This window comes from Devosia sp. (genome assembly GCF_028290435.1).
In the GTDB taxonomy this organism is placed as follows: domain Bacteria; phylum Pseudomonadota; class Alphaproteobacteria; order Rhizobiales; family Devosiaceae; genus Devosia.
Window position 1 is genome coordinate 1 of sequence record NZ_JAQGJV010000075.1, and the last position, 3,945, is coordinate 3,945.

Annotated in this window: 6 protein-coding genes and 1 tRNA gene; all 7 read left to right on the forward strand. The window is 63.2% G+C overall.

Annotated features, from left to right (window positions below):
- The first annotated feature begins 77 nt into the window (after nt 1–77).
- The 7 genes from JWP26_RS16885 (at nt 78) to JWP26_RS16915 (ending at nt 3,895) form a co-directional block, all read left to right on the forward strand.
- Nucleotides 78–167, forward strand: a tRNA-Ser gene (locus JWP26_RS16885).
- Nucleotides 168–247: 80 nt separating this feature from the next.
- Nucleotides 248–742: a hypothetical protein gene (locus tag JWP26_RS16890; RefSeq protein WP_299730369.1), complete on the forward strand. Its 495-nt coding sequence runs from the start codon at nt 248–250 to the stop codon at nt 740–742.
- Between the two features lie 109 nt (nt 743–851).
- Nucleotides 852–1,100 (forward strand): hypothetical protein, encoded by a 249-nt coding sequence (locus tag JWP26_RS16895; RefSeq protein WP_299730372.1) that lies wholly within the window; start codon nt 852–854, stop codon nt 1,098–1,100.
- A 189-nt stretch (nt 1,101–1,289) separates the two neighbouring features.
- A complete protein-coding gene (locus JWP26_RS16900; protein ID WP_299730375.1) occupies nt 1,290–1,463 on the forward strand; it encodes a hypothetical protein in 174 nt (57 codons plus the stop codon).
- A gap of 172 nt (nt 1,464–1,635) precedes the next feature.
- Nucleotides 1,636–2,286: a carboxyltransferase domain-containing protein gene (locus JWP26_RS16905; protein ID WP_299730378.1), complete on the forward strand. Its 651-nt coding sequence runs from the start codon at nt 1,636–1,638 to the stop codon at nt 2,284–2,286.
- An 8-nt stretch (nt 2,287–2,294) separates the two neighbouring features.
- Nucleotides 2,295–3,155, forward strand: a complete 861-nt coding sequence (locus JWP26_RS16910) for a biotin-dependent carboxyltransferase family protein (protein ID WP_299730381.1) — start codon at nt 2,295–2,297, stop codon at nt 3,153–3,155.
- Nucleotides 3,152–3,895, forward strand: a complete 744-nt coding sequence (locus tag JWP26_RS16915) for a LamB/YcsF family protein (RefSeq protein WP_299730384.1) — start codon at nt 3,152–3,154, stop codon at nt 3,893–3,895. The genes JWP26_RS16910 and JWP26_RS16915 overlap by 4 nt, the downstream gene beginning before the upstream one ends.
- The last annotated feature ends 50 nt before the right edge of the window (nt 3,896–3,945 follow it).

Sequence of the window (3,945 nt, forward strand, 5' to 3'; positions counted from 1 at the left end):
TCCCCTGATGCGAACTCCAGGGGCGCCTGCGGGCGCCTCTGGACAGCTTCGGGCCAAGTGGCTAAACGAGACGCGCTGGGCAGGTGGCAGAGCGGTTGATTGCTCCGGTCTTGAAAACCGGCGAACGTGAAAGCGTTCCGGGGGTTCGAATCCCTCCCTGCCCGCCATTTCTGCTGAAGCCTGAAAGTGGCTTGACTCCCATCGGCCTAAAGACACATGTCGGCAGGCACTTAGGGAGCAAACGACCATGTTAGACCGCATTTTTTCCGCCAAGCAGAGCACTGCCTTTTTCGCAATTGGTCTGGTGCTGATGGCGCCTGTCGCCGTTGCGGCGCAGGAAGCCGAAACTCTGGCGCCGTCCACGGTCGTGGTGACGGCAGCCGACGGCACCGCAACGAATTACCAGGTCACCGACGTGTCGGTCTACCTGTCGTCAAACCCCGCCTATGACGACGTACCTGCCTCCACCAGCCTGTCTCTGTCGCTGACCACGATCACCCCGGTGGATGCTGCCTTTCTGGCGTGGTCCACACAAAGCAATCCGGACAGCAAGGAACTGCGCAACGTCAAGGTCACCACCAGCGTGACCAATCCTGATGGCAAGCAGAGCGAGCTGGTCTATGAGCTGACGGATGCCAAAGTCAGTTCGTTCTCGGCCACCAATTCCATTTTGGCAGTGCCCGCCATTTCGGTGACGCTCGAGGCCACCAAACTGCTCGTCAATGGCGTGACGATGAACTAATCGGACCACAGGGCGGGGCAGGAGCGGCAATGCCCGCTCCTGCGGCCTTGAAGCCGGGCCCATTGGTTGTTAGGTCTGCGCTTCCAATCCTTCGCCCCAGGACCTTGCCGTGAGCAGACGCGATTTCGACGTTTCCAGAATGCGACGCATGCGCCGGCTGGCCGGGCGGCATGGGCTGACCATCCTGACGGCCGAGAAGCTGACATCAAAAATGGGTAAGGGCGGCCACGCCATCCGCGACGACGAAAGCTTCAAGGTGATCTTTGGCGATAGCCCATTGCCGTTCACCGCGACGCTAAACGATGTCGAGGCGTATCTGGAAAAGATGTATGGCGATGAGGACGCGGGCGAAGAGTAAGCCTTGCTGACGTGTGGCGCAATCGCCTCAGTTTGATGGAACAGAACATTCCATTATTTGTTCTGTAACAAGAATCGCAGCACACTGTGGGTGTAGGAGACTGTTTGGGAATTCTACTCTGTCGGCCTCTTCATCCGACCCGTCAGAGCGAATTGCTAAATCGTCTCCCAGGCAGTTAGGAGGCGCAACTTGTTCACTCTGATTAACGCCGACGCCGATGATGACGCAGAAATCACCGATCCCCAGGAAATCGCAGAGCTGTTCGCTGCCATTGCCGCTGTCGCCATCGAGGCGATCGGCGCCGGGCAAGCCAGGCAGTTGTTCGACGCCGTCGTCGAACAGGATGGCAAAGACCCCAATTAGGCCGGGTTGACGCGTGGTGAACCCTCGGCTGCGGTGGCAATAGGTCCGCAGCCGGGGCGGAAATTGCGGACACGGTGATCGCCGTGCAGCTTGTGTCGCTGTGCTCTTGCAGCGCCCCACAGATGCCGAGCGGGGCAGTCCAATGATCTTCACGACCAACGACACTGCGCCGATGCAGCCGACGATCATGCCGCTGGGTGATGGGGCCTTGCTGGTGCGGTTCGGCGCCACGCTCTCTGGGGCGGCCAACCGCGCGGCCATCGCCTTTGCGAGAAGTCTGGCCGAATTGCCGCTGGCCGGAATCGTGGAGACTGTTCCCAATCTAGTATCGGTGTTGCTGCGCTACGATCCTCGCATGGTGCAGCTGGAACAGTTGAGCGGTGAATTGCGCTTGCGGCTCTATGCGGGCGATAACGCGACGCTGCCGCCTGCGAGTCACCACACCATTGCTGTCACGTTTGGCGGTGAAGCCGGCCCCGACTTCGACGCCGTAGCGGCGTTGCTGCAGTTGACGCCAGCAGCTTTCACGGGTGCGCATAACGCGTCGGCACTGCGGGTCCTTGCCACCGGGTTCGCACCGGGATTCGTCTATTGCGGGTTCCACCCCCCTGAACTGCACTTGCCGCGCCGCGCCGAAGTGCGCGCCGCAGTTCCGGCGGGAAGCGTGCTATTCGCGGCCGGACAAACCGCCATCGCGGCCACAGCGATTCCCACCGGCTGGCATGTGATTGGCAGCACCACATTCCGCAATTTTGATCCCCGGGCGACCCCGCCAACTCAGATGCGGGCTGGCGACACGATAAGATTTGTGCCCGCGTCATGAGCGCCAGCTTGCTTATCAGGCGCGTTGGGCCGCTGACGACGATCCAGGATGCCGGGCGCTTTGGCATGCTGGCGCATGGCATCAGCGCCTCGGGGCCGATGGATCAAGCGGCTTATAATCTGGCGGGGCGTCTTGCCGTGGCGCCGCCGGGGGCAATTGAGATCACAACGGCCGGTCTGGATTTCGACGTGGAAACCGGTCCATGCGTGATGGGCTTTGCCGGCGGCGCCTTTACCGTGAGGCACAATGGCAAGCCCGTTGCATGGCCGGGAACACTAGCGCTGGACGCCGACGACACCATCTCGGTCAGTCCGGGCGCGAATGGCAATTATGGCTATCTGCGGTTTGACGGCCGCATCGATGTGCCTGCCGTTATGGGCAGCATCGCCACCAATAGCCGCGCCCGGCTTGGCGGGCTGGAGGGCAGGGCGCTCGTTGCCAGTGACCGTATCGGCCTGATCGATGGATACGCGCCGGAGCTGGCGTCCGCCTCGGCCCCCGTTGCGGAAGGACCGATCCGCGTCATCTGGGGACTTCATGCCGATCTTTTCCCGACAGCGCGGGACCGTTTCGTCTCGACGCCGTTCAGAATTTCCTCGCGGCTGGATCGCATGGGTGTTCGTCTGGAGGACCCAGCGGGCGTCTTTACTGACAGCGCGATTCTATCGCTGGTGTCCGATGCCGTCCTTCCCGGCGATATCCAGATTCTCGGCGACGGCACGCCGATCGTGTTGATGCGCGACCACCAGCCGATCGGCGGCTACCCGCGCATCGCGACCATCGTCGGCGCCGATCTTGATCGCTTCGCGCAGTTGCGTCCGGGCACGGCGGTGCGCTTTCGGACGGTGACGCTGGAGCACGCCAGATGACCACGATCGATCTCAATGCGGACCTCGGCGAAGGCGTCGGCGACGACGACGCGATGCTGACGATCGTTTCGTCCGCCAACATCGCCTGCGGCGGCCATGCCGGCGACGAGGCATCGATGCGGGTGGCGCTGCGGGCGGCCAAGGCGAACGGGGTGGTGGTCGGCGCGCATCCGAGCTTCCCCGACCGCGAGAATTTCGGCCGCACGCGCATGCTGCTGTCGCCCGAAAACCTCGATGCGACGATCCGCGCGCAGGTGCGCACACTCGTCGAGCTTGGCGAAGCGGAGGGCGCGCCGGTCCGCTATGTAAAACTGCACGGCGCGCTCGCCAATATGGCGGCCGAGGAGCCGTCGATCGCGGCGGTCTGTTTCGCGGCGGTCGAAGGTCTGGTTAAGGACATGGCGATCCTTGCCATCGACAATTCCGCCCAGGCCGAAGTGGCCGAGGCACTGGGGTTCCGGGTGATCCGCGAAGCCTACGCCGACCGCGCCTACCAGCCGGGCGGCCTGCTCGTCTCGCGGCAGATGCCGGGCGCGGTGCTGCACGACAAGACGGCAATCGCCGAACGCGCCGTGCGGCTCGCCAAGGACGGCGAAATCATCGCGGTCGACGGCGGCCTGGTCAAAACCCGGGCTCGCTCGCTCTGCATCCACGGCGATACCCCCGATGCGGTGGCGATCGCCAGGGCGGTCAAGGCCGGGCTGTTCATCGCGGGGGTTGAGATACGCGCCGCGTTGTGAAATAGCCGCCGCAGAGGTGGCCATGACAGCTCAAATCATCGACGGAAAAG

Coding starts and splice junctions, on each gene's coding strand:
- JWP26_RS16915 (WP_299730384.1), top strand. CDS start 3,152: ATGACCACGATCGATCTCAATGCGGACCTCGGCGAAGGCGTCGGCGAC.
- JWP26_RS16890 (WP_299730369.1), top strand. CDS start 248: ATGTTAGACCGCATTTTTTCCGCCAAGCAGAGCACTGCCTTTTTCGCA.
- JWP26_RS16905 (WP_299730378.1), top strand. CDS start 1,636: ATGCAGCCGACGATCATGCCGCTGGGTGATGGGGCCTTGCTGGTGCGG.